The organism is Streptomyces sp. NPDC033165 (assembly GCF_055577965.1).
Genome location: NZ_JBVIPK010000007.1, coordinates 69,365 through 93,710 on the forward strand (window position 1 = coordinate 69,365; position 24,346 = coordinate 93,710).

Below are 24,346 nucleotides of genomic sequence, written 5' to 3' on the forward strand. Positions count from 1 at the left end.
TTCCCGGTGGCCGCCCTCAATTCTGCTTGTCGCCCGGTGCGATGACCGTGGAGCTGTGAGGACGGTTGGACGCCTCGTCCAGGGCACGGAACGCGGGGTGGTGCAGGTCGAACGCCGGGGATTCGGACCGAATTCGCGGCAGGGTGACGAAGTTGTGGCGCGGCGGTGGGCAGGAGGTCGCCCATTCAAGCGAACGACCGTATCCCCAGGGGTCGTCGACCTCGATCTTCTTACCGTACTTGGCGGTCTTCCAGATGTTGTAGAAGAACGGCAGGAGCGACAGCCCGAGCACGAAGGACGAAATGCTGGAGATCGTGTTCAGCGCGGTGAACCCGTCCGCCGCGAGATAGTCGGCGTAACGCCGAGGCATTCCCTCGGCACCAAGCCAGTGCTGAACGAGAAACGTTCCATGAAATCCAACGAAGAGCGTCCAGAAAGTCACCTTTCCGAGCCGCTCATCGAGCATCTTCCCAGTGAATTTCGGCCACCAGAAATGGAATCCGGCGAACATCGCGAAGACCACGGTGCCGAAGACCACGTAGTGGAAGTGGGCAACCACGAAGTACGAGTCGGAGACATGGAAGTCCATCGGCGGCGAGGCGAGGATGATGCCGGTCAGTCCGCCGAAGAGGAAGGTGACGAGAAAACCGACCGACCACAGCATCGGGGTCTCCATCGAAATGGACCCCTTCCACATCGTGCCGATCCAGTTGAAGAACTTCACACCGGTTGGTACGGCGATCAGGAACGTCATGAAGGAGAAGAACGGCAGGAGTACGGCACCGCTGACGAACATGTGGTGCGCCCATACGGTCGCGGACAGGCCCGCGATGGCGATCGTGGCCGCGACCAGGCCGATGTAGCCGAAGACCGGCTTGCGGCTGAAGACCGGGAAGATCTCGGTGACGATGCCGAAGAACGGCAGGGCGATGATGTACACCTCGGGGTGGCCGAAGAACCAGAAGAGGTGCTGCCACAGCAGTGCGCCCCCGTTGGCCGGGTCGAAGATGTGGGCACCGAACTTACGGTCCGCCTCCAGCGCCAACAAGGCTGCGGCCAGAACCGGGAACGCCAGCAGAACCAGCACACCGGTCAGCAGAACGTTCCAGACGAAGATCGGCATGCGGAACATCGTCATACCGGGTGCGCGCATGCAGATGATCGTGGTGATGAAGTTGACCGAGCCGAGGATCGTACCGAAACCGGAAAAGGCCAGGCCCATGATCCACATATCGGCGCCGATGCCCGGCGAGCGGACCGCGTCGTTCAGCGGCGCGTAGGCGAACCAGCCGAAGTCGGCCGCACCCTGCGGAGTCAGGAAACCCGCGACCACGATGAGCGAGCCGAAGAGGTAAAGCCAGTATGCGAACATATTCAGCCGCGGGAATGCCACATCCGGCGCCCCGATCTGCAGCGGCATGATCCAGTTCGCGAACCCGGCGAACAGCGGCGTCGCGAACATCAGCAGCATGATTGTGCCGTGCATCGTGAACGCTTGGTTGAATTGTTCGTTCGAAATCAACTGGGTTCCGGGACGAGCCAGTTCAGCGCGCATCACCAGGGCCAGCAGCCCTCCGACGCAGAAGAACACGAAGGAGGTGACGAGGTAGAGCGTGCCGATCGTCTTGTGGTCCGTGGTGGTCATCCACTTGATGACGACATTGCCCGGCTCCTTGCGCCGTACCAGCAATTCTTCCTGGTCGGCAGCATCGGTCTCCACCGGTTGCGAGATGCCCCTCGTCGTCACTACGACGCTCCTTCGATCGACGGCCCGTGCGGACTCGGCGACCAGAATGGACCCGCGGTGATCGGTGCGGTGGGACATCCCTCCCCGCCCGGCGCGAGCGGCCGACAAGGACACTCAAATGGCCTACACCCGCGCATCGCCTCGCGCTGCGCAGCCGGGCCAAATGCATGTCAACGTCCGGGATGCGACCGGATATTCCTTCCCCGGTGCCGGAATAGCTCCCCTGGTCGCGGAGTTGGTGAAACGACAGACCACCTCTTCACCACTCGGCAAGCTTCGGAAGGTCGGACCCATGAAGATCGGTATTATCGGCGCGGGCAACATCGGCGGAAACCTGACTCGGCGTCTGACCGCCCTCGGCCACGAGGTTTCGGTCGCCAATTCCCGTGGCCCCCATACACTGACAGCCCTCGCCGAGGAGACCGGTGCAACGCCGGTGGCCGCATCGGAGGCGGCGAAAGGCGCCCGCATCGTCGTCGTGACGGTCCCCCTGAAGGCCGTTCCCGATCTGCCCGACGGCTTCCTGGCCGGCGCATCGGAGGACGTCGCGGTCATCGACACCGGCAACTACTACCCGCAGCAGCGCGACGGCCGCATCGCCGCCATCGAGGACGGGCTGCCCGAGAGCCGGTGGACCGAGCAGCGGATCAGCCACCCGGTGATCAAGGCGTTCAACGGAACGTACGCCCAGGACATCCTGGACCAGGGCAAGCCGAAGGGCACCCCGGGCCGGCAGGCGCTCCCGGTGGCCGGTGACGACGCGGCGGCCAAACAGACTGTGCGTGACCTGGTCGACGAGCTCGGCTTTGACACCGTGGATGCCGGAGGCCTGGACGACTCGTGGCGCCAGCAGCCCGGCACGCCGGTGTACGGGAACCGGGGCGATGCAGACGCGATCACGAAGGCCCTCGCGGAGGCGTCGCCGGAGCGTACGGCGGAGTGGCGCGCCTGAGAAAGACGGCACGGGCCGGGGGCGAGGGCGGGGGGCCGCTGTGGGACGGGAGGTTCCCGGTGGTCGGGGCTCCCGGAGAATCCCCCGGCCGCTCTCGTCGCCGGGGGGCGGCTGTGGGCCGGGGGTCCGCTGCGGGGCGGGCAGGCCCCCTGTGGGTGGCGAGGGTCCCCTGTGGCCGGGGCCCTGCGGAGAGGGGTCCCGGAGTGCCCCTCCCTCCGGCCGCCCGCGTCGCTCTGCCCTCCCTCATCGGACTCAGACCACCCCCGTCACGGTGACCCGCACCGAGGCCTGCGGGCCCTCCGGTGCCGCGGTCAGGAGCGCCGCCCGGACGGCTCGGGTCACGTCCAGCGCCCGGTGGCCTCGGTGCAGGACGAGCCGGACGTCGATGTGCCAGCCGCCCGTGGCCTCGTCCCTGCTCACTCTCACTCCCGACGCCCCGGCCCCGGTCTCCGCAGTGCGGAGCGGGGCGCCGTGGGTGGTCCGTGTCCGCAGCAGATCCGCGACGCCGGGGCGCAGGAAGGCCACGCCGGGCACCTCGCGTGCTGCATCGGCCGCCGCTCTGGCGATCCGTTTCCGGGGTGTATCCGCCGTCATCGTGCTGCTCCCGTTCCGTAGCCGTCGGCGCTGCCGCTCGGGTCACCGGCCCCGTCGGCCTCGGTGAGGTCGCTGATCTCCTCTTCGAGGATGTCGACAACGAGCACGTCGGTGTATGCGATCCGGATGCCGATGTCCCGGTCGGCGACCTCGACGATCCGTTCGCGTACGGCGTCAGCGAGGTCCTTTATGGGCAGGAGCATGCTCACCACCACCTCTATCCGTGTGTGCACCGGTCCGGCCGGGTCCGCCGGGTCGAGGGGAATGATGCGGCAGCTTCCGGCCCGTATCCCGGGCAGTGCGTCGACGGCCGCCCTCAGCAACCGTGCGGCTGCCGCCTCGACGATCCAGTCGTCCTCCCCCGGATCGCCGAGCGGCAGTGGTCGCCCCGGACGCAGTTCGAGCCGGACGAGGTCCATCACTCTGGCCGTCACGACTGTGGCGTCCGGTGGGCCGGGCTCCTCGGCGCAGGTACGGCGTACGGCCTCGCCGAGACCGGTGAGGTCGGCCAGAGCGGCCGAGCAGGGGGGGCAGTCGGCGAAATGCGGGTCGTCCTCGACTCGGCCGGTGTCCCAGGCGTCCCAGACGTCGGTGAGCAGCCGCCCGCAGGCAACCCGCTCGTCCTCCTCCTCGTACCGGCGGTCCTCCGGCCGGCCCGGATTGGCGCTCATCGCCATGCGCTCATCGCCTCCGTCAGGTAGCGGCGGGCCCGGAAGACCCTGCCGCGGACCGCTTGCGGACTGATTCCAACCGTCGCCGCGATGCTCTCGTACGACAGCCCCTGCATCTCCCGCAACACCCAGCAGACTCGTTGTTCGGGTGACAGGCCCGCCATCGCCTCGGCCAGCGCGTCGGCCGCGGCACGCGACTCGACCGCGCGGGACGGAGACGCCTGGTGGTCGGGGGCGGCCTGTTCGGGCACCGAGTCGAGGTCCGCCGCCGGTCTGCGGGCTCTGAGCCGGTTGAGACAGCGGTTGGTGACGATGCGGTAGAGCCATGTGGGGAACGAAGCATCCCGACGGAACTCCGGAAGCTTGCGCCAGGCGTTCACGAAAGCGTCCTGCACTGCGTCCTCCGCATCCGTCCGGTCCCCGAGGAGCCGCGTGGCCAATTGCAGCATGGCCGGGCCGTGCCGCCGCACCAGCACCTCGAAGGCCTCCTCGTCTCCCTCACCCGCCCGCACGGCGAGCAGCGCCTCGTCGTACCGTGCGTCCTCCGGCACGCGATCCGTCTTCTGATTCCCGTCGCCCGGCACGTACCAGCCCCCTCCCTCGCTCGATTCCCTCGCTCGTTGCGCTCTCACGGCCGCTTCTCGTCGTCCGACACAGGTTGGACACCGCGAAGGACGAAACGTCACGCAGCCATCCACGCCCCACCTCGCCTCCCCCCTCACGCACCCGGTCACGCTTCCCAGGAAATTCCCGGGAACCCGCGTGACGATTCGGCGGACAGCGTGTCCAACGAGATGTCAGGCGGAACGAGCCGAGCGAGATGCGAGGGGCTTCCATGACCACCACCTGACACTCCTCCTGGTGGACGTGATCGCGGTCCGGCTCAACGGTGGGCCCGCGCCCTGGCGTGCGACGCTGGTCGACTGGGCGGGCGACGCACACCCCGGCGCACACGGCGGTGCGGGTCGGCGGGGTGTACGCCGCTGCGGTCGGCGTCGGGCTGATGGAGTGCGCGCTGTTCCCGGGGCTGCGGCGGAGGCTGCGGATGACGTCCCCGGCGCCTCGGCTCCGAGCCACGCTCGACCGTGAGGCCGGCACGCAGTCCGTCCAGGGCCGGGTCGTTGCGGTGCCCGAGGTGGCGCGGGCCCGGGTGCGAGTGCAGCGGCAGCGTGTGAGGGTGCTGGCCGTGTGAGGTTCGGTGTCCCGGAGGAGGTAAGCGCTGAAGGTCGTCCGGGTCGTGGGCGCGAGCCTGCCGGAACTGGGGGCTGACGTGGGCGCCCGCGCTCAGGGCCGGGGCCGGGGCCGCGGGGAACCGCACTGGCTGCCACAGGATGTCGCGATGCGGACGTGACGAACGACGTGAGGATTACAGCGGCGTGGAGAGGAGTGTGGTGCGGGTGCCGGTAAGCAGCCGTGGCGTGATCAACCGGACGCTGCCCGGCACGGCGGGGCTGGTACTGCTCCCCGGTAGCGCCTGGCTGGCTGCGAGTATCGGTTCGGCATGGGGCCCGGGGCGCGGCGCCGTGCCGGACTGGTGGCCGCGGCCCGCAACCGACGGGGTGCTGCTGGACCGCCAGCTATTGGCACAGCTGCGGGAGAACGGCTGGTGGAACGCAGCGGTGATCAGGGCGCTCACCCTCAGGCTGGCGCTGCTGATGTGGTGGTCAGCCCGCCAGTTGGTGACGGGCGGGCCCCGGTGGGTGGCGCTGCGGCAGACCAGGCCGGCGCTGCGCAGGCGTAGATGGGAGCGGGCGATGGCGACGCAGGTGCCAGGGCTCGATGCGGTGGCGCGGGCCCTGGTACGCCTGGTGGGCCGACAGCTGCGGGCGGTGGTGACCGTAGTCGTCGAACCGGAGGCTCTACCAGCAGAGCTGCTGCGGGACGTGGCCGGGTCGTCGCGAGTCCCCGGGCCTGCGGTGGCATACCCGGCCTGTCGGCCGACGTACGGGTACGGATCGCAAGGCGACGAGAGCAGCGGACGCGTTGGCCGGCGCCCGGTACCGGAGCCCGGCCCCCGGCTCCTGGCACCGCCGCCCGTCCCCCTGCCACCCCTCCTCCACGGTGACTACTCGCGAGTAAGGTGTGGGCTCGGGACATCGGATGTCGGCTCCACGGCCCGTCCGGGTCCCGGCGCTGGTCTGATTACGGCCGTGGACAAATGGAGTCGCCTCATGCCTCGCACCACGTCCGTAGCGGACAGCATCGTCATCCACGCCAGCCCCGCCCAGGTGTACGAACAACTCAGCGACCCCACGGCGATGGGCCGCTGGAGCCCGGAGAACCGAGGGGCGACCGTGCGGGGAGAGCGGCGAAGTGCGTACGTCGGCATGGTCTTCGAAGGCCGCAACAAGCGGGGGGTGGCGCGCTGGACCACACGCTGCACGGTGACGGCGGCAGATCCGGGCGAGCGCTTCGCCTTCCGGGTCCACGCGATCGGTCTGCGGCGGCCGCGGCTCCGGGGGCCGATCGCCACCTGGGAGTACCGCTTCGAGGTAGTGGGCGGGGCGACCCGGGTCACCGAGATCTGGACCGATGACCGGCGCTCCTGGCCGGACTTCCTGGCCCATGCCTTCGACCGCGTGGCCACGGGCGGGAAGACGTTCGCCCAGTTCCAGCGCGGCAACATCCGAACGACACTCAAGCGCCTCAAGGCGGCTCTGGAGGAAGATGCCAGGGGGACCATCGCCCCGTGATGTGACGGGTGGCGGCGGAGTCTAACCGGCCCAGTGCGTCGGGCGGCTCAGGGCTGCGGGGAGGGCTGTTTTCGCATTGCCCTTGGCCGCGTTGACCTGGGACTGGGTGAGGAACAGGCTCCCGGTGAGATCGGCGCCGGAGAGGTCCGCGTCGCGGAAGTCCGCCCCGATGAGGTCGGCCAGGCGCAGGTCAGCACCGGCGAGGTCGGCGGCGATGAGGTAGGCCCCGCGGAGGTCCGCTCCGCGCAGGTCCGCGCCGCGCAGCCGGGCTCCGATGAGGTCGGCGCCCCGGTGGTTGCGCTTTCTGCGGCGCGGCGCGGTGGCCCGGACCAGTTCGCTGGTGCGCAGGAGAAGGCCGGCGACCCGGTCCCGGTGGGTGGCGACGTCGAGTTCCGCGAAGTCGACGGCGGGGCGCGCGGTGTGCCGTTCCGTCGCCTCCAGAGCTCGGCGGATCTCGCCGTGCAGCGGGCGGGCGGCGGGCAGGGAGAGCGCCTCGGTGAGATACCAGAGGAGTTCGTGGAGCTGACGCATCACCGGGAACACCTGGAACATCTGCGCGGCGATGTCGGGGGACGAACGCCAGTCGCGGCCGCCGTAGGTCACCTGGGAGACCTTCTGCCCGGCGCCGAAGCAGTCGTACACGGTGCAGCCGGAGAAACCCTTGGGCCGTAGCCGGGTGTGGATCCCGCAGCGGAAATCGTCCTGGAGGTTGGGGCAGGGCCGGCCGGCGGGCTTGTCGATGGCGAAGTCAGAGGAGGCCGTCAGCGTCAGAGCGACACAGCAGAGGGCGAAACAGTTCGTGCAGTCCGCGCGCAGATCCTCCTGCGCCTGCCGTCCGGTCTCGGGCAGAGCGGTCGGATCGTTGTCGGGGACGTAGTCGGGCACGGTTGCGGGTCCTCGCTGGGTGGTACTGCGGGAGGTGCGGCAGTGAGACTGGGTCAGTGGTTGTTGCGGTTGCTGTGGTGGTCGGACACAGGATTCTAATGAGGGGGTGGGGCCGGGGCGAACCCGGTGCATGGTCATACGCCCTCCCGGAGACCGATCGGCTCGGGCCACCTGCCCGACCCCGGGCACACTTGGCGCGTACACATCACGCGCCTGGAGGGACGCATGGACAGCGAGGACAGCACCGGTTTTGAGCCCGCGACCGGTGATGGCCCGCCGTCGGGCGAGTCCGCCGAGCGGCGGGCTGCTTCAGTGCGGACCGCGCTCCAGGGGCTGCTGCAGATCCGTCGCCTCACCGGTACCGGAGAGGCCGACCCTGAGGCCGTTCCGGCGCTGTGGGAACGGAAACGTCCGGTGCGGGCCGTCGCCCTGGCCCTGGAGAGTTCGGGGGCCGCTCCGTCGGGGGTCGACGCGTCAGGGCGCCGGGTGGCAGCCGGGTACCGGGTGCTGGAGGGCGAGTCGGCGGGGTCGGTACGGGTCGAGTGGGCCGGTCCGCCGGGAAGCGGTGCCGTGCACGACGAGGAGGAGGCACTGGGCGGCTGCGCGGCCGCGTTGCGGCGGCTCGGCTGGACGGTGCTGCTGTATCGAGGGCCCCGCAGGCGGCGGTACCTGGAGGTCGAGCCCCCGGGCGGGTTGTCCGGTGGGCACGGCGAGGCTTGAGGGGGCGTTGTCAGACCCATAGGAGATGCTTGACGGTCCGACAGCTCTGACGAGGGGATGCTGAGATGGACAAAGACGAGCTTGCCGCGGCGCAGGCGTACGTACGCCTGCTGGAGGCCACCCGGGCAGCGCTCGCGGACCCGGACGCGGCGCCGGTGTATCTGCCCTTGCTCACCTCACCGATGCGGGAGGCCGACCAGGCGCTGCGCAGCGCGGGGCTGACGGGGAATGAGGACAAGCTGTTCGCCCTCGTGCGGGCGTTGCAGCCGAGCCTGTCCGGCAGCGGCAGATAGGCACTACGGGGTGGGGGCAGCGGATCCGGAAGCCAGGCCGAGTTCCTGTTCGCCGGGGCCGAGGGGGGTGAAGAAGCGGGCGACCTGCTGTTCGCCGACCTCGGCCAGGGTCGCGGGCTTCCACTGCGGGCTGCTGTCCTTGTCGATGATCCGGGCCCGGATGCCCTCGACGAAGTCGGGCTGTTCGAAGACCCGGCTGGACACGCGGAACTCCTGGTCGAGGACGGCCTCCAGGCTGTCCAGCCGGGCCGCCCGGCGGACGGCCTCGATGGTGACCTTGAGCGCGAGGGGCGACTTGGTCAGGAGTTCGGCCGCCGTGTCCGCCGCCTCAGGGACACCGCTGTCCCGCAGCCGCCGGATGATCTCCTCGACGGTGTCCGCGGCATAGCAGGCGTCGATCCAGGCGCGCTGCGCGGCGAGTTCACCGGCGGGCGCCTCCGTGGCGAACTGGCCCACGGCCCGGGCGACCTCGGCGGCGGTGTCCTTCGCGGCGAGGGCTTCGGTCAGCGCCGGCAGGTTCCGGGTCGGGACGTGGTGGTCGGCGAGGCCGCACAGGAGGGCGTCGTCCGCTCCGACGGACCGGCCGGTGAGGGCGAGGTGGGTGCCGAGTTCACCGGGTGCGGCGGCCAGCAGCCGGGTGCCGCCGACATCAGGGACGAAGCCGATGGCGGTCTCGGGCATGGCGACGCGTGAGCGTTCGGTGACGACGCGGATTCCGCCATGGGCCGACACGCCGACTCCGCCGCCCATCACGATGCCGTCCATCAGGGCAACGTACGGCTTGGGAAACCGGGCGATGCGGGCGTTGAGGCGGTACTCGTCACGCCAGAACGCCAGGGACGCGCGGCCCGAGGCCCGGGCGTCGTCGTGGAGAGCGCGGATGTCGCCGCCCGCGCACAGGCCCCGGTCCCCCGCCCCGGCCAGTACCACCGAGACGACCGAGTCGTCCCGCTCAGCGCGGTCCAGGGCATCGTCGAGCAGCCCCACCATGGTGTGGCTGAGTGCGTTGAGGGCGCGGGGGCGGTTGAGGGTGATGCGCAGGCAGTGGCCGTGCATCTCCAGCAGGACGGGCCGTTCATCGTTCATGCATGCGCTCCGCTCACTGGTCGCCAGGCCAGCTGGTCGCCTGGTCATCTGGGCATCTCGCCGGTCACACGGACTGGGGCGGCCGTCCTGTGTCCGGTTCCGGACGGCCTCGCCCGCCATTCTGCGACGCCCCGCCGGGCCGGGGGACCCGGGGGCCGCCCTGGGAACCTCGTAGATGCGCAGTGCGCAACAAATACGTGAGCCGCTGTGGCACTCCGGTGGAAGCGGCTCGACAATTGAGGCCTACGGGGCGGACCGACGCACGGCCCCGCCGGACGACCTCCGGAGCAGGAATGACCGACGACGAACGGCGGCAGGACGCCGAAGCCTCTCCGCTCCGCCGGATCGACCGGAAGACCAACGGTGAGATCCGGCCGACGGAACGCCTCGCCATGAATCGGACCGGCAGCTTCGACTGGGATCTGGACGCCCGGACCCTGGACATCGACGAGGCCGGGCTGATGGTGTTCGGTGTGGATCCAGCAACGTTCGACACGCGTCCAGGCACCCTGCTGGAGCACTTGGAGCCTGCGGAACGGGCCCGGCTCGACGTCACGATCGACGAGGCCATCACCGGCGGCAGCAATTCCTACAGCGTCCACTTCCGCGTGCCGCTGGACGACGGGACCGTCCAGTGGACTCATGTCCAGGCCCGAATCCTGCGTTCGAAGGACGGCAGAGCCCATCGGATCGTGGGGGTCGTCCGGGACGCGACGGCGGAAGTCACCCATTCGGCCTTCGTGCTCGATCTGGAAAAGCGGCGGCAGCGCCAGACCAACATCGTTGAACGCACAACGAGCGCGATGTCACGTGCCGTGACCGTGGACGACGTGACGGCCGCGCTCACCGGCCCCGGTGGGCTGGCCAGGCTCGGCGCGGACGGACTCGCGCTCGGGCTCGTGGAGAACTCCGCGCTGAACATCGTGGCGCTGAGCGGCGAGTCGCTGGAGGTGCTGGACGGGTTGGGCTCCGGCGATCTGGACCGCGACCTGCCCCTCGCGGACACGATCCGCAGCGGCCGCCCCCGGTTCATCACCTCCCTCTCCGCACTGGCCCGCCGGTATCCGGAACTGGAGCCGCATCTGGGGAAGCTCAGGTTCCGGGCTGCCGCGTATCTTCCGCTGGTGGCACAGGCCCGGTCGCTGGGGGGACTGGCCCTCTTCTATCGGGAGCGCACGGTCTTCAACGCGGACGAGCGCATACTGTGCCTGGGCCTGGCCGCCATCGTGGCCCAGTCACTGCAACGGGCGATGCTCTTCGACGAGGAGCGGGAGTTCGCCACCCAGCTTCAGTCCGCGATGCTCCCGCCCCGGATACAGGACGTCGAGGGCGGCGAGATCGCGGTGCGCTATCACGCCGCTTGGAGCGGTCGGCAGGTCGGCGGGGACTGGTACGACGTGATCACCCTCCCCAAGAACCGCTACGGCCTGGTCGTGGGGGACGTGCAGGGGCACGACACCCACGCCGCCGCGATCATGGGCCAGTTGCGCATCGCCCTGCGCGCGTACGCCGCCGAGGGGCACCCGCCGGCCACGGTCCTGGCGCGGGCCTCCCGATTTCTCGCCGAGCTGGACACCGACCGCTTCGCGACCTGCACCTACGCCCAGGTCGACCTGGCTTCCGGGGCGGTGCGGGTGGTCCGGGCCGGACACCTCGGCCCGTTGATCCGGCACACGGACGGCCGGGTCGGCAGCCCGCAGGTCCGCGGCGGTCTGCCGCTGGGCATCTCGACGGACCTCCACGACGAGGAGTATCCGGAGACCCGGCTCGATCTGGTGCCCGGTGAGACCTTCGTGCTGTACACCGACGGTCTGGTCGAGGAGCCCGGCGCCGACCTCGACACCGGGGTGGACGCCCTGCGCAACGAGGTGAGCGCGGGGCCTGCGGGGGCGGAGGCCCTGGCCGATCATCTGTCGGAGCGGTTGTGGGAACGGTGGGGCTCGGGGGACGACGTGGCGCTCCTGGTCCTGCGCCGGAGTCCTGATGTGGGATCGACCCACGCACCCCGGCTCCACCAGTACATCCATCAGGCGGACCCCGAAGGCCTCTCGGACGCCCGGGCGATCGTGCGGCAGGCCCTCGCCGACTGGCATCTGGCCGAGTTCGCCGACGACGCGGAGCTGGTCACGGGTGAGCTGCTGGTGAACGTGCTGCTGCACACCGAGGGCGGGGCCGTCCTGACGCTGGAGGTGCTGCCCGAACCGGTGCGGCGGATCCGGTTGTCGGTCCAGGACCGGTCGAGTGCCTGGCCCCGGCGGCGGACACCGGGTGAGACCTCGACCTCGGGCCGGGGGCTGCTCCTGCTCGACGCGGTCGCCACCCGCTGGGGGATCGAGCCGCGCGGGGAGGGCAAGGCCGTCTGGTGCGAGATCGGTCCCGCGCCTCCGGCGGCCACCACACCCCCGTCGACGGCCAACGGCCAGGGATGAAAGCGTGCCGGGACGAGGGGTGTGCCGTATCGCTTCCGCTGTGCGGCACACCCCTCGGACGCCGGAGCGTCAGTTCTGGTCGCTGCGCCGCTTGCGGACGGCCCAGAGGATGCCGCCACCGGCCAGCAGCACCGCGACAGCGGCGCCGCCGATGACCGGCGTCGCCGACGACGAACCGGTCTCGGCCAGGTCCGGCGAGCTGGGGCTCGGGGCGGGCACGGCGGGCGCGGACTCCGAAGGCTCCGCGCTGGGCGCGGGCGGCTTGGTGACCGCCGTCTCCGATGGCACCGGCTCGCTCGGGGTCGACTCGCTCGGCGTGGGCACGGGACTCTCCTCGCACACCCCGGCCGTCTTCGTCCTGTCGATCGAGTGCTTGCCGTCGCCGTCGGCGTCCTTGACGACGAGTCGGACCGTCACCGGCTTGTCGTGCTCGGGAAGCGTCAGCTTCCGGTGGAACTCACTGCCGAACGTCTCCGTGGGGAGCAGGTCCTTGCCGTCCACCGAAACCGTCACCGTGTTGGGGACGTCGCTCGTGTAGTTGGTGAGGTCGACGCTCACCTCGGAGCAGGTCACGGCCCAGGCGGGGGTATGAGCCGTGGCCGGACCGGCGGAGAGGACGCCTCCGGTCAGACCGACGACCGCAGCGGCCACGAGAGCTCCCGCGCCACGCCACGATCTCCTGGGTATGGTCATGGGTTCTTCCTCCAGATGAATCTCCGCCCGAATGGCGGTGGGGCGCACAGTACTGCCCCCGCCCCGGGTGACCGCGGCCACCCCGCGCATCTCCCCGCCGGACCAACTCCAGCCATAGGCCCGCTACTTCTGACAAGGCGGACGGCCGTCCCGTCGTGCTGCCCTCAGGCGGTGGCCGAATGAGAGGGTGGCTCACACACGCCCTCTGTTCCGCCTGCGCGCCCTGACCTGGAGTCTGACCCTTTCTATGCGCTTGCTGCTGATCCGCCACGGCCAGACACCGTCGAACCTCGGCCACTTTCTGGACACTGCGCGGCCCGGGCCCGGTCTCACCGATCTGGGTCTGCGTCAGGCCGCGGCCCTGCCTGGGGCTCTCGCCGGGGAGGACATCGCCGCCCTGTACGCCTCCACCTTGACGCGTACGCAGCTCACCGCCGCTCCCCTGGCCGACGAGCGGGGCCTCGACGTACTGATCCGGGACGGCATCCGCGAACTTTCGGCCGGTGATCTGGAGATGCGGGCCGACGAGGCGGCGGCCCGGGAATACCTGACGACCGCCTTCGCCTGGTCCGCCGGGGACACCGCACGCCGGATGCCCGGCGGTGAGAACGGCGTCGAGGCCCTGTCGCGCTTCGACGCGGTGGTGGCCGAGGCAGCAAGCTCCCTGGCCGTCGGCGCACCCGGCGCTCCCCGGACCGTGGCTCTCGTCAGTCACGGCGCCGCGATCCGCGTATGGACCGCCGCCCGCACCCGGAACGTGACGGCCGCGTTCGCCGCCGAACACCGCCTGGACAACACGGGCGTGGTCGTCGTCGAAGGGTCGCCCGGCACCGGCTGGACGGCCCTGTCGTGGGCCGGGACGGTCGTCCCTCCGATCACCGCGAGCGGCCCGGAGGGCGCCGGTCCGGCGGGCCGGGCGTTCCCGACTTCCGGCAGCTGACTGTCACAGGGCCTTGTGCATGATGTGCAGTCCCACATAGCCCACGGTCGGATGGTTGAAGCCCTCCGGAAGGGTGCCGATCACATCGAAGCCGATGGATCGGTACAGCTTGACCGCGTGGGTGTTGGTCTCGACCACCGCGTTGAACTGCATCGCGCGGTAGCCCTCGGCGCGAGCCCATGCCACCGAGTATTCACACAGAGCCCGCCCCACGCCCCGGCCGGAGTGCGCGGGATCGACGAGATAGGTGCCACTGGCGATGTGCGAACCGTTGCCCAGGTGATTCCGGTTCATCTTCGCCGTGCCGAGCACTGTCCCGGCCTCGTCGACGGCGACGACCACGCGGCTCGGCGCCGCGACATACCACCAGCCTTCGGCGTCCTCCCTGCTGAGATCGAGCGGGTAGGTGAGTGTCTCGCCCGCGGCAATGATCGAATGAAAGAACGGCCAGATGGCGGGCCAGTCCTCGCGGGTTGCTTCCCTGATCAGCATCGGCACAGCATGGCCGATCCGAGGGCCGTTCGCGAGGACTTATCCGGCACCCCGGCCGCGCCACCCCAGCCTGGCCAGCAGCCCCCTCCCGCATGGCCTTCGCCTTACCACCGCCCGTGCGGGTGCGGGTGGTGATGCGGGCGTGGGCGTGGGTGTCTGTGCCACTGCTCGTGCCGGGGCGGGAGACGGTGCCACCACCCGTACCGGTGCCTGCGTCTTCGTCTGCGCCTCTGCCTCTGCCCGCGTCCGCGCCGGTACTGGTGTCGTCCGAGGCCTTGCGCCGTCTCCGGGACGTGGTGCGGGCCGGTCCTCGCGGGCGCGGTCCAGCTCCAGGGTCAGGTTGACCCGCCGCCAGAGGAGCTCGTCGGGGTCGTCCGCCAGCAGCAGCTCCCCCATGGCCTCCCTGGCCGCCGCGGACGCCGGGCGCCCGAAGACCGGCTCCGGTCGAACCCGTACGAGATAGGCCCGTTCATAGGGGTCCTCCACCACCTCCGCCAGTTGCACGGCGTCAAGCGCCGATGCCTGGACCGCCGCTCGCGCCCACGCGTCATCCGTACGGCACAGCAGCCGGTCGATGCGCTGCGAGCGCCAGTTGCGCGCCCGCCAGTCGGCACCCGACTCCAGCATCGTGCGCATCCCCAGCGGCGTCCGCCCGGCGAGCAGCTCGGGCTCCCGGACCGCCAGGGCGGCGAGTTCGTCGGCGAGGTAGAGCCAGACCACCGCGCGATACCGGTTCAGATAGAACGTGACCGGCGAGACGCAGCCCGCGCGTGCCAGCCGGGTGAACCGGGCCGGAGCGATGCCGAGCAGGTCGGCTCCTTCGGCGGTGCCGACCGTCCGGACCCGTTCGGCCAGGTCGTCGGGGAACCCCGGGTGCTCGCGCAGGCGCGCGATCTCCTTCTCGTGCACCCGGGGCCGCCCGCCTCCCGGCCCACTGCCGACAGTGACCAGCCCCAGGTGCACCGCCAGCTCGAACTCGGCCCGCCGGAGGCCCAACTCCTGGGCCGCGCGCCCGGCGGCGACCGTCGCCGCCGGGATGTCGCACGGCGGCAACGCGCCTGCTTCCACCGCCCGTTCGGTGGTCTGCTCGGTGTCCTGCCGGATCGCGTCCTCGCTCAGCTCACCGCCGACCCCGCCATACCCGCGGGTCGCTTCCTTGATCGTCATGACTGTCCTCCCCCGTGCGGCTCGAATACTCTCCGTGATCACGGTAGCCCGAGGGAGTCATCTCGCGTCGACCCTGTGGATAACTTCTCGCCGACGGCGATGCGCGCAGCTCAGAAGGGGCTGATGCCCTCCGGTCCGCCCTGGCGCACGGAGACGCCGAGGTGTTCGCCGACCCGGTTGACGAGGAGGGTCATCTCGTAGGCGACCTGGCCGACATCGGCCTCGGCCGCGGTCAGCACGCTCAGGCAGCTGCCGTCCCCCGCGGCCGTCACGAAGAGCAGTGCCTCGTCGAACTCGATCATCGTCTGGCGGGCCCTGCCCGCCCGGAAGTGGCGTCCCGATCCGCGCGCCAGACTGTGGAGGCCGGAGGAGACCGCCGCCAGGTGTTCCGCGTCCTCGCGGGCGAGCCCGGTACTGGCGCCGGTGACCAGTCCGTCGTTCGACAGCACCAAGGCGTGCCGTATGTGTTGCACCCTGCCGGTCAGATCGTCAAGGAGCCAGTCAAGTCCTCGGTCAAGCGCCACTGCTCGTCCTCCCCGTACCTTCGTTCCCCGTGCCCCGCTACGCGCGTAAGCCTTGCGCACGGGTCCCGCAGGGGCAAGCGCCCCCCATCGCCCGGGGTGCCGCTTCGCGCCAAGCGGACAGCGGGCTCAGGATGGGCGCATGGCACACCACATGACCGATGAAGAATGGCGGGCCTTCCTCTCGGAGGGCACCCGCACCGCGAAGATCTCGACGGTGCGGGCCGACGGCAGTCCGCATATCGCGCCCGTCTGGTTTCTCCTCGACGGCGACACAGTAGTCTTCAACACCGGCAAGGGGAGCGTGAAGGGCCGCAATCTCGCGCGCGACGGACGGGTGGCCCTGTGCGTCGACGACGATCGGCCTCCGTACGCGTTCGCCGTGGTACAGGGCCGCGCCGAGCTGAGCGAGGATCCGGCGGAACTGCTGCGGTGGGCGACGCTGATCGCAGGCCGCTACGTGGGGGCCGACGCCGCCGAGGAGTTCGGCAGGCGCAACGGGGTGCCCGGTGAACTGGTCGTGCGGGTGCGCATCGACAAGGTCGTCGCGATGGCCGACATGGCCGACTGAGCGGCGCGAGCCTGCCCGGGGCCCGTCAGCCGACGGAGTCGAGGAGCCGGGCGGTGTGCATCCGTCCGGCGTACTCGACCGTGCGGACCAGGACGTCTTTGCCGGAGTCCCGGTCGCGGGCGTCGCACAGCACGACGGGGGTGCCCCGGTCCAGGTCCAGGGCGTGTGCGACGTCGTGTTCCGTGTGGGCGGGGGCATCCGCGAAGCGGTTGACGGCGACGACGAACGGTATGCGCCGGTGCTCGAAGTAGTCGACGGCCGCGAAGCAGTCAGCAAGCCGACGGGTGTCGGCGAGTACGACGGCGGCGAGGGCTCCCTCGCACAGCTCGTCCCAGAGAAACCAGAAGCGGTCCTGGCCCGGCGTGCCGAACAGGTAGAGGGACAGGCCCGAGTGGATGGTGATACGGCCGAAATCCATCGCCACCGTCGTGGCGGCCTTCCGCTCCACGCCGTCGGTGTCGTCCTGGTCGCGCCCGCTCTCGCTGAGCAGTTCCTCCGTGCGCAGCGGGCGGATTTCGCTGAGCGCCCCGACCAGCGTCGTCTTCCCGGCTCCGAAGCCGCCCGCCACCACGATCTTCAGGGTCAGTGCGATGTCCCGGCTGCTCCCGGTACCGGTTCGGTCGGTGTGGGGGCTCTCGGCGCTGTCGAATTGCTCGGAGGGCATACGTCACTTCTCTCACGAGTCGTTCGGAAATCGCTACGGTGCGACAGCATGACAACCGGCCGCCCCCGCCTGAGCGGGTTGATCGCTCTTGACCGATGCGGCTTGATCATGGTCACCCCTTGCCTTGTTCCACCCTCTTTCCGTCCCCTTCCTGCCGCCTATGGGCAGGCCCTGTGCTCCTCACCGGCCCCAGGTCAGTCCAGCGTGGCCCCTAGACTGACCTTTTCGGCCGCCGGTGACAGGAGAGACAAGCGTGTCGACAGGTTCCGGCGGCGGCTTCCAGGATCCGCCCGCGGAGGTGCTGGCGGAGGCCGCAGCGGCGTTCGGGCTCCTGGCGACACCGGCACGGCTGCACATCGTGTGGGCGCTGGCCCAGGGAGAGAGCGATGTGACGGGGCTCGCCGAGCGGGTGGGCGGCACGCTTCCCTCGGTCAGCCAGCACCTGACCAAGCTGAAGCTCGCCGGACTCGTGCGCTCGCGCCGCGAGGGCCGGCGGCAGGTCTATCTGGTCGACGATCCCGATGTGGTGACGGTCGTCCGGCTGATGGTCGGCCAGCTCGCCGAACGCGCCGGGCACCCTGCACGGGAACCCGTCCGCCTGCGTGAACTCGGTGCCTGAGGGCAGCGCAGCCGCGGGCCCCGGGCACCCCACCCCTGGCACACCGGCCTCCGTCACGCCGTTTCCGCGCCCCGTCGCGGGCGCCGGAACGGAGTCAGGCGGCCACCCCGACGGACCGGCCTCTGTCTCCGGCACCGGTCCGACCTCCCTGCAGATACTGCGTGCGCTGGACAGCGGGCCGCGCGGGCTCCTGGAGACCGAGGCCGAGGACCGGCTCGGCCGGACCGGGGAGAACATACTGCCCGCCTGGCGACCCGTCCCCTGGCCCCGGCGTTTTGTGCACAGCGTCCGCGATCCCTTCACCGCCGTACTGCTCTGCCTCGGCCTCGTCTCCGCTCTCGTCTCCGCCTGGGGCACCGCCTGTGTCACCCTGGCGCTCGTCGGCGTCAGCTGTCTGCTGCGCTCGGCCGAGGAGCACCGCGCCGACCGGTCCAGCGCGGCGCTGCGGGAACTGGTGGCGACGACCGCGACCGTGGTGCGCCGCGCCTCCCCCGACTCACCGCCCCTGGAGCGGGAGGTTCCGGTGGCCGACCTCGTACCGGGGGATGTGATCCGCCTGGGGCCGGGCGACCTCGTCCCCGCCGATGTGCGGTTGCTGCGCGCCGACGGCCTCACCGTGCACCAGTCGGCCCTCACCGGGGAATCGGCTCCGGTGCCCAAGCACGCCGTCGACATCCCGGACCCGGCGCTGTCGGTGGCCGGGCCGTTCGCGCAGCCGCAGTGGTGCTTCCAGGGCAGCAGCGTCACGTCCGGCAGCGGTACGGCGGTGATCGTGGCCACCGGCGTGGAAACCCGGTTCGCGGCCGCGCATGACGGCCGGGCCCGGCAACGGCGCGCGAGCGCCTTCGACCGTTCGGTGCAGGGGATCTCCTGGACCCTGATCCGGTTCATGCTGCTGACCCCGCCCCTGGTGCTGATGGCCAACGCGGCGCTGCGCGGCCGCGGCCTGGAAACGCTGCCGTTCGCCGTGGCCGTCGCCGTGGGGCTGACCCCGGAGATGCTCCCCGTCATCGTCACTACCACGCTCGCGCGCGGCGCGGCCCGGCTGGCGCGCACCAGCGGGGTCATCGTCAAGCGGCTCCCCGCACTGCACGACCTCGGGGCGGTCGATGTGCTGTGCCTGGACAAGACGGGCACGCTGACCGAGGACCGGCCCGTCGTCGCGGGGGCGACGAACGGTGCGGACCGGCCCGACCCCGACGTGCTGCGGTGGGCGGCGATCGGTGCCCTGTGGACGCTTCAGCTGGCCGAGCTGCCCGCGCCCGACGCACTCGACGAGGCGGTCCTGGACGCGGCCGAGGAGTGCGGTCCGCCGTCCGCGGGGGGTGTGGTGGCCGAGGCGTACGAGGGCGTGGCGGTGGTGCCCTTCGATCCGGTGCGCCGCGTCGCGACCGCCGTGGTCCGGCGGCCCGGCCGGCTCGGCGTGCACACCCTGGTCACCAAGGGGGCCGTCGAGGCCGTGCTCCAGCGGTGCGCGATGGACGAGGAGGAACGGGACCGGCTGCTCGGGCTGGCGAACCGCAAGGCCGAGTCCGGGCTGCGCCTGCTGGCCGTGGCCCGCACCGACCGGGCGTCCCGGCCGGGTGCGTACACCCCTGCGGACGAACGGGGTCTGACGTTTCTGGGTCTGATCGCGCTGCGGGACGTCCCGGCTCCGAGCGCCGCCGACGCGCTCGCGGTGCTGGCCCGGCGGGGCGTGGCCGTCAAGGTGCTGACCGGCGACCACCCGGGCACGGCCGCCCGGGTGTGTGCGGACCTCGGACTGGGCCGGGCGGGCTCGGCCGACGGTTGCGATGTGGTGACGGCCGACGTCGTGGACACACTGTCGGACGCCGAGCTGGCCCGGGTCGCCGACCGGGCAACCGTGTTCGCCCGTTGCACACCCCAGCACAAGGCGCGGATCGTCTCCGCCCTGCGCGACGGCGGCCGGACGACCGGGTTCCTCGGCGACGGCGTCAACGACCTTCCCGCCCTGCACGCCGCCGATGTCGGCATCTGTCCCCGCAACGCCGTCGATGTGGCCCGGGAGGCCGCCGACGTCGTGCTGGCGGACAAGGACCTCACCGCGATCGACCGGGCGGTACTGGCGGGCCGGGGCAGCAGCGGGAACATCGCCACGTATCTGCGGATCACGCTCTCGTCGAACCTCGGCAATGTCATCGCCATGCTGACGGCCGGGCTGCTGCTGCCCTTCCTTCCCATGCTTCCGGCGCAGGTGCTGGTGCAGAACCTGTGCTTCGACGCCGCTCAGCTGGCCTTCGCCTTCGACCGCCCGGCGGCGTCGGTGCTGGAGCGTCCCACCGTGTTGCGGCCGCGAGACTTCCTGCGCTTCATCACGGGGTTCGGTCTGCTCAACGCGGCCGCCGACCTCGCCACCTTCGGCGTGCTCGCGCTCGCCCTCCACCAGGCGTCCGGGGACGGCGGGGAGGCGGCGTTCCACGCCGGTTGGTTCACGGAGAACCTGCTGACCCAGGCTCTGGTCATGGTCCTGCTGCGTACCGGTCGCAGCGCCGCGGAACGGCGGGCGGGCGGCCCGCTGCGGGCTGCCGCCGCGGGTCTCGCGACGGTCGGGGTGCTCCTCCCGCTCACCGCGCTGGGTCCTTTGCTGGGCATGAGCGCGCTGCCGCCGCTCTACTACCTGCTGCTCGGTTCCGTCCTGGGGCTGTACGCGATCGGGCTCACAGCCGCGCGCAGGCGCTACGACAAGGCGGTCGGCGGGCGCTGAGGGGTCACCCGCTTCCCAGGACGGCGACGGTTGTACAGTTGCGCAATGCGGCAAGTGTCGCCGTGTCGACGGAGAAGAAGGGCGGGACCACAATGTTGCGCAATGGCCTGGAGCCCTGGCACCTGTTGATCCTGGCTGTCGTCGTGGTCGTCCTCTTCGGCTCGAAGAAGCTGCCCGACACCGCCCGCTCCGTGGGGAAGTCCCTGCGCATCCTCAAGAGCGAAGCCAAGGCGATGAGGGACGAGAGCGCTCACTGAGAACGCCCACTGACGACCACTGACGCGGCGGGGAGGGCCGTTCCGGAGCCTCCCCGCAGCCGTTCATTTCATGGGTTGCGCAATCCGGGAACCCCGGGGGCCGCGCCGGGCGTTCTGGCACATAGCGGCTGAGTGACAGCAGAACAGCACCGAAGCACTGGAGGAAGTTCATGGGTGTGACCCTGGCAAAGGGCGGCAACGTCTCCCTGTCGAAGGAGGCTCCCGGTCTGACCGCCGTGACGGTCGGTCTCGGCTGGGACGTACGGACCACGACCGGCGCCGATCACGACCTGGATGCCAGTGCGCTGCTGTGCTCCGAGGCGGGCAAGGTCCTCTCCGACGCCCACTTCGTCTTCTACAACAATCTCAACAGCCCTGACGGTTCCGTCCGTCACACCGGCGACAACCTGACGGGGGAGGGCGAGGGTGACGACGAGTCGGTCGAGGTCGATCTGGCATCGGTCCCCGCCCAGGTCGCGAAGATCGTCTTCCCTGTCTCGATCCATGACGCCCAGAGCCGGGGCCAGAGCTTCGGTCAGGTGCGCAACGCGTTCATCCGCGTGGTGAATCGCGCCAACGGCGTCGAGCTGGCGCGCTACGACCTGAGTGAGGACGCCTCGACCGAGACCGCGATGGTCTTCGGCGAGCTGTACCGGCACGGCGCGGAGTGGAAGTTCCGGGCCGTGGGCCAGGGCTACGCATCGGGGCTGGCGGGCATCGCCACGGACTACGGCGTCAACGTCTGAGACGTCCGAGCGGATGGAGGGCTCTCACGGAACCGGCATCCGCCGGTTCCGCCTCCACTGCGCGATCATGTTCGTATGACCGACGAACACACCGCCCATGTCCTGGACTTCTTCACGCCGCGTGCGGCCGACTGGGACAGCCGGTTCCCCGACGACGGGCCCGCCTATGCCGCGGCGGCCGGCATGCTCGGGCTGCGTCGCGGTGACGCCGTGCTCGACGCGGGCTGCGGCACGGGGCGCGCACTGCCCGCGCTGCGGGCCGCGGTCGGGCCCGGCGGCACGGTGCTGGGCGCCGACCTCACCCCCGCCATGCTGGATGCGGCGGTCAGGGCGGGCCGGGCGGACAGCGGGACGCTGCTCCGTGCCGACGTCGCCCGGCTGCCGCTGCGCGGCGGGGTGCTGGACGCGGTGTTCGGGGCCGGGCTGATCTCGCATCTGGCCCGCCCGGAGGCCGATCTCGCGGAGCTGGCCCGGGTGGTACGCCCGGGCGGGGTGCTGGCCCTGTTCCACCCGATCGGCCGGGCCGCCCTCGCCGCGCGGCACGGGCGCCCCGTCACCGATGACGATCTGCGGGCCGAGCCCCGACTGCGGGTCGTGCTGGCCGACGCCGGCTGGTGGCTGGACTCGTACACCGACGAGGACGACCGCTTCCTGGCTCTCGCCGTCCGCCGGGTCTGAGCCCGGCGGTGCGAGGCGGGGATCATTCCACGGGCGCCTGCGACGGCCCCCGATGGCCGGGGATCGGGCAGCCGCGGACGCCCGGAGTGGGGAACGTACCGAGTGCGGCGATCTTGTACCCGTCCGGATATCCCTTGATCTCCGGGTTCTGGCGGGCGTAGTGCGGCTTGCGGCGGGGCGGCAGGAGCCGGACGGCCCTGGACCGGATTCGCAGCGCCCCCCGGGTCAGCCCCCGGGCCACCGGCCCGGGGCGGCGGTAGCGGAACGCCCTGAGCAACGAGTCGTCCAGCAGTGCCAGGCTGGCGCCCCGGACCAGCGGGGCGAGCGGCGCCGGGTACCAGGACCCCATCAGCGCCAGCGTGGCGTCCGAGACCCGTCGGCCCCCCTCGTCCCAGCCGAAGTGCTCGTGTTCGTAGGCGTCGAGCACGCGCTCGAAGTCCTCGTAGGTCTGCGGGACGTCCTTGATTCCCATCCGGGCGCCGAGTGTGCGGTAGTAGGCGGCGAAGGCCCGCAACTCGTGGTCGCAGAGGCGACGCCAGCCGAAGCTGTCCAGCCAGCGCTTCGGGGTGACGACGAAGGTGCACAGGACGTAGCGCATGTCGTCGTTGCTGATGTCGTAGCTGCGGTGCATCTGGTTGATCCGGCGGACCGCGGTGCGGCCCTCCTCGGTGTCGAATCCGTGCTCCACCACCGCGTCGAGGAGCAGGGCGGTGTCGTCGTACCGCTTCTGCGTACGCTCCGTCAACTCCGCTGTCTCATCCAGGAGTCGGCCGATGCTGGGCACGGCATACGTGCGGTACAGGGCCAGTTCGAGGGCGCGGGTGACGTCCCAGGGGAACTCGTAGGTGACGGTGAGGCGGTAGATCTCCAGGAAGTCCCGCTCCGGGTCGAGTCGCTGAATCTCCTTCAGCCGGTCGTACCGCTTCGCCACGCTGTCCCCCTCGTTCGGCCGGATGGGTCCAACCTTACGCGGAACGTCCCGCACGCTCCCTCTCTGCCGGTGCCGAGGCACCCGGACGAGTCGGGCGCGTCCGGATCCCCCCTTCTCGCCGAGGCCTCGACGAGGGGGTTACCGACTGGTTAGGGTGCGCCGACGGACCGAGGGACACCAGGAGCACCCGAGGCAACGCAGGACCGCGTGATGGGCGGCCGATCGATGAGGACGGGGAGGACACCGTGGCGGGTACGGACGATGCTGCCGCCGACGACGACGCGCTGCTGGTGCTGACCGCGCTGCTGCTGACGCCCGCGCGCTTCCCGAGTGTGCTCGGGGACGACTACGTGGCCGCGTGCGACGCGCTCGCCCTCGAACCGTACGAGGAGGGCTACGGCCTGGTCCTCGGGCAGGACAGCGCCGGGGCCCAGTGGACGGTGGTCGTGGAGGACGTCTCGCAGGTGGCGGTCGCCGTCGCCGCGTGGGACTGCGGGATGGAGCACGACCTCTCCCCCGACGGCCGCTCCGTGGTGTGCGCGCTGCCGGGCTGGCCGCTGGACCTGGCCGTCGCCGCACCCGGCGTCCCCGAACCGCACGACCCGGAGACGGACGGGGAGGGCCCCGCACCGCTCACCCCTCCCGCAGCGGACGCCTGGGGCCCCGCGCACCGGCGACTCGGCGCGGACGAAGTGGCCGCCCAGTGGCCCCTCTGGCGCGAGCAGATCGACGAGAACGCGGCGGCCGATCAAGGGCGCCCTCATGCGGCGCCAGTGAATGCGACGGCAGTGGATGCGGTTGCGGTGGATGCGGCCGACGCAGGGGAGTCCGGTGGCAGCCCCTCACGGTCCGTTCAGCACCCAGGGGTACGCAGGGCGCTGTCAGAGGCCCTCGCCTATACGAAGGCTCCGCCGCCGCCCGGACGTATCCGCTCGTCGTTCGCCTCGGCGGACGCACGCACCCTGCGCGTCGACGGCCCGGGGTGGTCGATGGTGGCAAGGACCGACGACATCGCGTTGATCCTGCTGGACGAGGAGCCCGGCACGGTCCTCACCGTCCGGCGTGGGCCCGCGCTGCCCGGTCTGCTCAAAGCCCTGGAGGAACTGGCCCTGCACCCGGCGTGACGCCGCAGTGCCTCATCGTGGCACCCGGACGCCACGATGAGGACCGGTCGCGGGGGGGGGGGGGGGGGGGGGGGGGGGGGGGGGGGGGGGGGGAGGGGGAGGAAGAGGGGAGGAGAAAAAAGAGAAGTAGCACGTCTGTGTGTTTTTT

The 24,346-nt window shown here is 70.9% G+C and carries 26 protein-coding genes; 14 read left to right on the forward strand and 12 right to left on the reverse strand.

Translation table 11 applies throughout. From position 1 onward, the window contains the following. Window positions 1–16: 16 nt before the first annotated feature. Window positions 17–1,747, reverse strand: coding sequence for an aa3-type cytochrome oxidase subunit I (gene ctaD, locus ACZ5WC_RS18240; protein ID WP_468541736.1), 1,731 nt, complete (start codon window positions 1,745–1,747; stop codon window positions 17–19). A gap of 163 nt (window positions 1,748–1,910) precedes the next feature. Here ctaD and ACZ5WC_RS18245 point away from each other — a divergent pair, with 163 nt between their 5' ends. Beyond that, window positions 1,911–2,699, forward strand: coding sequence for an NADPH-dependent F420 reductase (locus ACZ5WC_RS18245; RefSeq protein WP_468542022.1), 789 nt, complete (start codon window positions 1,911–1,913; stop codon window positions 2,697–2,699). A gap of 252 nt (window positions 2,700–2,951) precedes the next feature. On the opposite strand, the gene ACZ5WC_RS18250 is transcribed toward ACZ5WC_RS18245, so the two are convergent. From ACZ5WC_RS18250 to ACZ5WC_RS18260, 3 genes are all read right to left on the reverse strand, one after another. Further along, window positions 2,952–3,224 (reverse strand): Asp23/Gls24 family envelope stress response protein, encoded by a 273-nt coding sequence (locus ACZ5WC_RS18250; RefSeq protein WP_468541737.1) that lies wholly within the window; start codon window positions 3,222–3,224, stop codon window positions 2,952–2,954. A gap of 65 nt (window positions 3,225–3,289) precedes the next feature. Next, a complete protein-coding gene (locus ACZ5WC_RS18255) occupies window positions 3,290–3,964 on the reverse strand; it encodes a hypothetical protein (protein WP_468541738.1) in 675 nt (224 codons plus the stop codon). After that, a complete protein-coding gene (locus ACZ5WC_RS18260; protein ID WP_468541739.1) occupies window positions 3,961–4,548 on the reverse strand; it encodes an RNA polymerase sigma factor in 588 nt (195 codons plus the stop codon). The genes ACZ5WC_RS18255 and ACZ5WC_RS18260 overlap by 4 nt, the downstream gene beginning before the upstream one ends. Window positions 4,549–4,871: 323 nt before the next feature. Between ACZ5WC_RS18260 and ACZ5WC_RS18265 the strand changes: the two genes are divergently transcribed. Together ACZ5WC_RS18265 and ACZ5WC_RS18270 are read left to right on the forward strand one after the other, a co-directional pair. After that, window positions 4,872–5,156: a DUF6286 domain-containing protein gene (locus ACZ5WC_RS18265; RefSeq protein WP_468541740.1), complete on the forward strand. Its 285-nt coding sequence runs from the start codon at window positions 4,872–4,874 to the stop codon at window positions 5,154–5,156. Window positions 5,157–6,135: 979 nt separating this feature from the next. Then, window positions 6,136–6,657 (forward strand): SRPBCC family protein, encoded by a 522-nt coding sequence (locus tag ACZ5WC_RS18270; RefSeq protein WP_468541741.1) that lies wholly within the window; start codon window positions 6,136–6,138, stop codon window positions 6,655–6,657. A gap of 21 nt (window positions 6,658–6,678) precedes the next feature. Here the strand turns inward: ACZ5WC_RS18270 and ACZ5WC_RS18275 are convergent, their stop codons facing one another. Next, complete coding sequence (locus ACZ5WC_RS18275) at window positions 6,679–7,542, reverse strand: pentapeptide repeat-containing protein (protein WP_468541742.1); 864 nt, start codon at window positions 7,540–7,542, stop codon at window positions 6,679–6,681. A gap of 225 nt (window positions 7,543–7,767) precedes the next feature. On the opposite strand from ACZ5WC_RS18275, the gene ACZ5WC_RS18280 reads away from it, so the two are divergent. Both ACZ5WC_RS18280 and ACZ5WC_RS18285 read left to right on the forward strand, forming a co-directional pair. Next, window positions 7,768–8,262, forward strand: coding sequence for a hypothetical protein (locus ACZ5WC_RS18280; protein WP_468541743.1), 495 nt, complete (start codon window positions 7,768–7,770; stop codon window positions 8,260–8,262). Window positions 8,263–8,327: 65 nt separating this feature from the next. After that, window positions 8,328–8,555: a hypothetical protein gene (locus ACZ5WC_RS18285; protein ID WP_468541744.1), complete on the forward strand. Its 228-nt coding sequence runs from the start codon at window positions 8,328–8,330 to the stop codon at window positions 8,553–8,555. A gap of 3 nt (window positions 8,556–8,558) precedes the next feature. Here ACZ5WC_RS18285 and ACZ5WC_RS18290 read toward each other — a convergent pair whose 3' ends face one another. Beyond that, window positions 8,559–9,641 carry an enoyl-CoA hydratase/isomerase family protein gene (locus ACZ5WC_RS18290; protein ID WP_468541745.1) on the reverse strand — a complete coding sequence of 361 codons (1,083 nt, stop codon included), beginning with the start codon at window positions 9,639–9,641 and terminating at the stop codon, window positions 8,559–8,561. Window positions 9,642–9,934: 293 nt separating this feature from the next. Here ACZ5WC_RS18290 and ACZ5WC_RS18295 point away from each other — a divergent pair, with 293 nt between their 5' ends. Continuing rightward, window positions 9,935–12,070, forward strand: a complete 2,136-nt coding sequence (locus ACZ5WC_RS18295) for a SpoIIE family protein phosphatase (protein WP_468541746.1) — start codon at window positions 9,935–9,937, stop codon at window positions 12,068–12,070. A 69-nt stretch (window positions 12,071–12,139) separates the two neighbouring features. On the opposite strand, the gene ACZ5WC_RS18300 is transcribed toward ACZ5WC_RS18295, so the two are convergent. Continuing rightward, a complete protein-coding gene (locus ACZ5WC_RS18300; RefSeq protein ID WP_468541747.1) occupies window positions 12,140–12,763 on the reverse strand; it encodes an LAETG motif-containing sortase-dependent surface protein in 624 nt (207 codons plus the stop codon). Between the two features lie 247 nt (window positions 12,764–13,010). On the opposite strand from ACZ5WC_RS18300, the gene ACZ5WC_RS18305 reads away from it, so the two are divergent. Continuing rightward, window positions 13,011–13,703: a histidine phosphatase family protein gene (locus tag ACZ5WC_RS18305; RefSeq protein ID WP_468541748.1), complete on the forward strand. Its 693-nt coding sequence runs from the start codon at window positions 13,011–13,013 to the stop codon at window positions 13,701–13,703. 3 nt (window positions 13,704–13,706) lie between these two features. On the opposite strand, the gene ACZ5WC_RS18310 is transcribed toward ACZ5WC_RS18305, so the two are convergent. The 3 genes from ACZ5WC_RS18310 to ACZ5WC_RS18320 all read right to left on the reverse strand — a co-directional run bounded on the left by ACZ5WC_RS18310 (window position 13,707) and on the right by ACZ5WC_RS18320 (window position 15,886). Then, a complete protein-coding gene (locus ACZ5WC_RS18310) occupies window positions 13,707–14,195 on the reverse strand; it encodes a GNAT family N-acetyltransferase (RefSeq protein WP_468541749.1) in 489 nt (162 codons plus the stop codon). 39 nt (window positions 14,196–14,234) lie between these two features. Continuing rightward, the gene (locus ACZ5WC_RS18315; RefSeq protein WP_468541750.1) at window positions 14,235–15,362 is read right to left on the reverse strand and encodes a DUF6397 family protein; all 1,128 of its coding nucleotides are present in this window, start codon (window positions 15,360–15,362) and stop codon (window positions 14,235–14,237) included. A 110-nt stretch (window positions 15,363–15,472) separates the two neighbouring features. Then, window positions 15,473–15,886, reverse strand: coding sequence for a roadblock/LC7 domain-containing protein (locus ACZ5WC_RS18320; RefSeq protein ID WP_096624104.1), 414 nt, complete (start codon window positions 15,884–15,886; stop codon window positions 15,473–15,475). Window positions 15,887–16,025: 139 nt separating this feature from the next. On the opposite strand from ACZ5WC_RS18320, the gene ACZ5WC_RS18325 reads away from it, so the two are divergent. After that, entirely contained in the window at window positions 16,026–16,454 is a 429-nt protein-coding gene (locus tag ACZ5WC_RS18325) for a PPOX class F420-dependent oxidoreductase (protein ID WP_468541751.1), read from the forward strand. Window positions 16,455–16,479: 25 nt separating this feature from the next. On the opposite strand, the gene ACZ5WC_RS18330 is transcribed toward ACZ5WC_RS18325, so the two are convergent. Continuing rightward, window positions 16,480–17,118: a GTP-binding protein gene (locus tag ACZ5WC_RS18330; RefSeq protein ID WP_468541752.1), complete on the reverse strand. Its 639-nt coding sequence runs from the start codon at window positions 17,116–17,118 to the stop codon at window positions 16,480–16,482. Window positions 17,119–17,371: 253 nt separating this feature from the next. Here ACZ5WC_RS18330 and ACZ5WC_RS18335 point away from each other — a divergent pair, with 253 nt between their 5' ends. From ACZ5WC_RS18335 to ACZ5WC_RS18355, 5 genes are all read left to right on the forward strand, one after another. Continuing rightward, entirely contained in the window at window positions 17,372–17,737 is a 366-nt protein-coding gene (locus tag ACZ5WC_RS18335) for an ArsR/SmtB family transcription factor (protein WP_468541753.1), read from the forward strand. Next, window positions 17,721–20,462, forward strand: coding sequence for a magnesium-translocating P-type ATPase (gene mgtA / locus ACZ5WC_RS18340; protein ID WP_468541754.1), 2,742 nt, complete (start codon window positions 17,721–17,723; stop codon window positions 20,460–20,462). The genes ACZ5WC_RS18335 and mgtA overlap by 17 nt, the downstream gene beginning before the upstream one ends. Window positions 20,463–20,554: 92 nt before the next feature. Next, complete coding sequence (gene tatA, locus ACZ5WC_RS18345) at window positions 20,555–20,719, forward strand: Sec-independent protein translocase subunit TatA (protein ID WP_031186767.1); 165 nt, start codon at window positions 20,555–20,557, stop codon at window positions 20,717–20,719. A gap of 170 nt (window positions 20,720–20,889) precedes the next feature. After that, window positions 20,890–21,465: a TerD family protein gene (locus tag ACZ5WC_RS18350; RefSeq protein WP_096624092.1), complete on the forward strand. Its 576-nt coding sequence runs from the start codon at window positions 20,890–20,892 to the stop codon at window positions 21,463–21,465. Window positions 21,466–21,540: 75 nt separating this feature from the next. Then, window positions 21,541–22,143 (forward strand): class I SAM-dependent methyltransferase, encoded by a 603-nt coding sequence (locus tag ACZ5WC_RS18355; RefSeq protein WP_468541755.1) that lies wholly within the window; start codon window positions 21,541–21,543, stop codon window positions 22,141–22,143. Window positions 22,144–22,165: 22 nt separating this feature from the next. Here the strand turns inward: ACZ5WC_RS18355 and ACZ5WC_RS18360 are convergent, their stop codons facing one another. Next, a complete protein-coding gene (locus ACZ5WC_RS18360) occupies window positions 22,166–23,074 on the reverse strand; it encodes an oxygenase MpaB family protein (protein ID WP_468541756.1) in 909 nt (302 codons plus the stop codon). Between the two features lie 245 nt (window positions 23,075–23,319). Between ACZ5WC_RS18360 and ACZ5WC_RS18365 the strand changes: the two genes are divergently transcribed. After that, window positions 23,320–24,198 carry a hypothetical protein gene (locus ACZ5WC_RS18365; protein ID WP_468541757.1) on the forward strand — a complete coding sequence of 293 codons (879 nt, stop codon included), beginning with the start codon at window positions 23,320–23,322 and terminating at the stop codon, window positions 24,196–24,198. Window positions 24,199–24,346 lie beyond the last annotated feature (148 nt).

Excerpts from the sequence above, each read along its gene's own strand:
- ACZ5WC_RS18245 (WP_468542022.1), top strand. The coding sequence starts at position 1,911 with ATGCATGTCAACGTCCGGGATGCGACCGGATATTCCTTCCCCGGTGCC.
- ACZ5WC_RS18255 (WP_468541738.1), bottom strand. The coding sequence starts at position 3,964 with ATGAGCGCCAATCCGGGCCGGCCGGAGGACCGCCGGTACGAGGAGGAG.
- ACZ5WC_RS18270 (WP_468541741.1), top strand. The coding sequence starts at position 6,136 with ATGCCTCGCACCACGTCCGTAGCGGACAGCATCGTCATCCACGCCAGC.
- ACZ5WC_RS18280 (WP_468541743.1), top strand. The coding sequence starts at position 7,768 with ATGGACAGCGAGGACAGCACCGGTTTTGAGCCCGCGACCGGTGATGGC.
- ACZ5WC_RS18285 (WP_468541744.1), top strand. The coding sequence starts at position 8,328 with ATGGACAAAGACGAGCTTGCCGCGGCGCAGGCGTACGTACGCCTGCTG.
- ACZ5WC_RS18290 (WP_468541745.1), bottom strand. The coding sequence starts at position 9,641 with ATGAACGATGAACGGCCCGTCCTGCTGGAGATGCACGGCCACTGCCTG.
- ACZ5WC_RS18295 (WP_468541746.1), top strand. The coding sequence starts at position 9,935 with ATGACCGACGACGAACGGCGGCAGGACGCCGAAGCCTCTCCGCTCCGC.
- ACZ5WC_RS18300 (WP_468541747.1), bottom strand. The coding sequence starts at position 12,763 with ATGACCATACCCAGGAGATCGTGGCGTGGCGCGGGAGCTCTCGTGGCC.
- ACZ5WC_RS18305 (WP_468541748.1), top strand. The coding sequence starts at position 13,011 with ATGCGCTTGCTGCTGATCCGCCACGGCCAGACACCGTCGAACCTCGGC.
- ACZ5WC_RS18310 (WP_468541749.1), bottom strand. The coding sequence starts at position 14,195 with ATGCTGATCAGGGAAGCAACCCGCGAGGACTGGCCCGCCATCTGGCCG.
- ACZ5WC_RS18315 (WP_468541750.1), bottom strand. The coding sequence starts at position 15,362 with ATGACGATCAAGGAAGCGACCCGCGGGTATGGCGGGGTCGGCGGTGAG.
- ACZ5WC_RS18325 (WP_468541751.1), top strand. The coding sequence starts at position 16,026 with ATGGCACACCACATGACCGATGAAGAATGGCGGGCCTTCCTCTCGGAG.
- ACZ5WC_RS18330 (WP_468541752.1), bottom strand. The coding sequence starts at position 17,118 with ATGCCCTCCGAGCAATTCGACAGCGCCGAGAGCCCCCACACCGACCGA.
- tatA (WP_031186767.1), top strand. The coding sequence starts at position 20,555 with ATGTTGCGCAATGGCCTGGAGCCCTGGCACCTGTTGATCCTGGCTGTC.
- ACZ5WC_RS18350 (WP_096624092.1), top strand. The coding sequence starts at position 20,890 with ATGGGTGTGACCCTGGCAAAGGGCGGCAACGTCTCCCTGTCGAAGGAG.
- ACZ5WC_RS18355 (WP_468541755.1), top strand. The coding sequence starts at position 21,541 with ATGACCGACGAACACACCGCCCATGTCCTGGACTTCTTCACGCCGCGT.